The sequence below is a fragment of the Planktothricoides sp. SR001 genome (assembly GCF_001276715.1).
GTDB classification, from domain to species: Bacteria; Cyanobacteriota; Cyanobacteriia; order Cyanobacteriales; family Laspinemataceae; genus Planktothricoides; species Planktothricoides raciborskii.
Genome location: NZ_LIUQ01000132.1, coordinates 1 through 2,481 on the forward strand (window position 1 = coordinate 1; position 2,481 = coordinate 2,481).

General features: G+C 46.2%; 1 protein-coding gene. It reads right to left on the reverse strand.

Going from position 1 to position 2,481, the window contains the following annotated elements:
• Positions 1-38: 38 nt before the first annotated feature.
• Positions 39-1,766, reverse strand: coding sequence for a group II intron reverse transcriptase/maturase (gene ltrA / locus AM228_RS28670; protein WP_054470457.1), 1,728 nt, complete (start codon positions 1,764-1,766; stop codon positions 39-41).
• Positions 1,767-2,481 lie beyond the last annotated feature (715 nt).

Sequence of the window (2,481 nt, forward strand, 5' to 3'; positions counted from 1 at the left end):
TAGGCTCCTACCTATGTTGGCCCCTTACATGGGTACGACTACCAGAGTGGCAGTTCTTCCTCCCGATGTCCTTGGGTGCTCCCGTCATATCTTGACTTTAAATCGTGACAATGAGCGTGAAGCAATTGCAGGTTTTTGTATTCGTCCTTTCCGCCTTGGCTTCTAGGAATGATATGATCTACTTCAAGCAGGTCGCTGCTTGTGAAGTATTGCCCGCAATATGGACATTTACCCTTCTGCTCTTTCAGCAGTTTCGCCACTCTTGTAGGGGCTTCGATGTCTTGTCCTCGCCTGGTACTCCAGTAAACCCAATCTCCGTCATATGGGGATTTATCAGGCTTGATTAAGGTGTGTCGTTTGATTTTGACGTCCGCGTGTTTCCATAGTGTTAGTCCGTCTGCTGTGGCAAACGTCCAGTTACCATGTCGGCCTTCACGATAGTACTTGCGTATTGCTTGGGCTTTTTGTTTTCTTCCACGTCTACTTACTGACCATGATCTGAGCATTTGCCAAAGGTTGTGGTCTTCTGATGAAAACGTTTCTTTGGCTGCTACCCCTGAGTAGTAGTTTGCCCATCCTTTAATCATTGGATTTAGTTTTCCAATGAGTCCCGCTTGTGGGGCTGTTTTATGGGTCTTGATTGCTGCTTTTAGGGCTACATGGTGGGCTTTGATTGCTTTCTTACTTGGCTTAATCAGGGTTTTATATCCCAGTGGTTTCCCTTGGGGGTTTTTTCCTGATTTGTGTTTTCCAACTGGATATTGTCGGATGTTGAATCCCAGGAAATCGAATCCGGGGGGTACAGTCAATTCGTCTTCTTCAACCATCTGATTGAGAGTGTGACATATCCTGGTTTTCTCCGGCTTCAATTCCAACCCAACGGGTTGTAACCAAGTTTCGATTGCGGCTTTAGCTACTAGGATGACTTTCAATTCTGGGTGTAGAACCACAAAATCGTCGGCGTAACGAATGATTCTGGCTGGTGGGCAAACTCCTTTCTTGGGAAATTTAGAATTCACTTCGCGAATCATCCCATCTAGTGCTATATTGGCAAGTAGTGGCGATATGACCCCTCCTTGGGGTGTGCCTGCTACTGGTTCTTCAAAGGCTCCTTTGTCCATGATTCCGGCTCGTAACCAAGCGCGAACTTGGCGTCGGATACTTGATGGACATTGGAGCTTTTTCAATAGGTATGTGTGGTCGATTTTGTCAAAACACTTGGATATATCCGCATCCAAAACGTAATTAGGTCTCTTGTTTATAGCAAGAAATATTCTGGCTACGGCGTCGTGTGTTGACCTACCTGGCCTAAACCCATATGAGGTCTCCTCGAATTTGGATTCCCAATATGGTTCTAGTGCCATTTTTACTAATGCCTGACGCGCTCTGTCCTCCATTGTAGGGATTCCTAACGGGCGTTTTTCATCCCGTCCAGGTTTTGGTATCCATACTCTCCGAACTGCTTTTGCCTTGTGTGACAATCTCAGTTTTGAGGCCAGACTGAGCCTTTGTACGGGTGTTAATGATTTTATCCCGTCTACCCCGGCTGTCTTCTTTCCTCTGTTGAGTTGGGTTACCTGCCTTACAGCGAGTAACTTGGCGTAATATGACTTTAACAGTAGTTTCTGAAGCCCTTTTGCTAAGACATCATCGCCCCTACTAGCCGCTCTGTAGATTCTCTTTTGGAGCTTGAACACTTTCCGCTGTACTGATTTCCAGGGGATTTCGTTCCATTCCACCATCAACATTTGTCGTGTTTTGGACATATATACTTCTACTTGAAACTCTACATTTCAACTTAGGCACAGGCTGTCTGCATATACCAGTTGTTAGGCTGGTCTTTGGCTTCTGCACTGTATCTCTCACCCATGTGGCTTGCGCTTACACTTATCACTACTTAGGAGAATCGACCTCTCCTAAGAGCCGGCATGGGTTTTACTTCGTTCCGTGGATTAGGGATTATTAGTTTTAGGATGCTGCCCTCTCCCCCTGGGTACTTTGGGATTCCGCTATTACGTGAGATATATAACTCCGTATCTTTGTGGTTGAATAAAAGATTTCACCACCTTTCCCCGTGACCTTTTGGTCGCAGCGTATCAACCAGATTTCGCTACTTAATATTTGAGAGGGTTCAAGTCGGACATTTGCCTCTCGGCTGACCTTGACTAATTGGCTAGAAGGGATTCTCTCACTGGTTGAGTGTTACCTCCGTTTCAGCCCGCTTCACACCAGTGAATAGTGAGTCTCCGGGTGGGGCTGATGCCTAACTACCCCTGGTAATTGTTAAATCTTTTGTTAAGATTCTTCTTTTTCCAGGAAATCCGGGTAGTTGTCTTCCATTTAGGACAACAAATCCACAGTTATAATGGTTGTGACTTACGACTCCAGGCGGGGGGCCTGTTAGTACACGACGTCTTCCGAGACCATTACCACGCGCACACTTCGGGTTTCCCCTCTGCTTTCTGCATGAACGAATCGCAC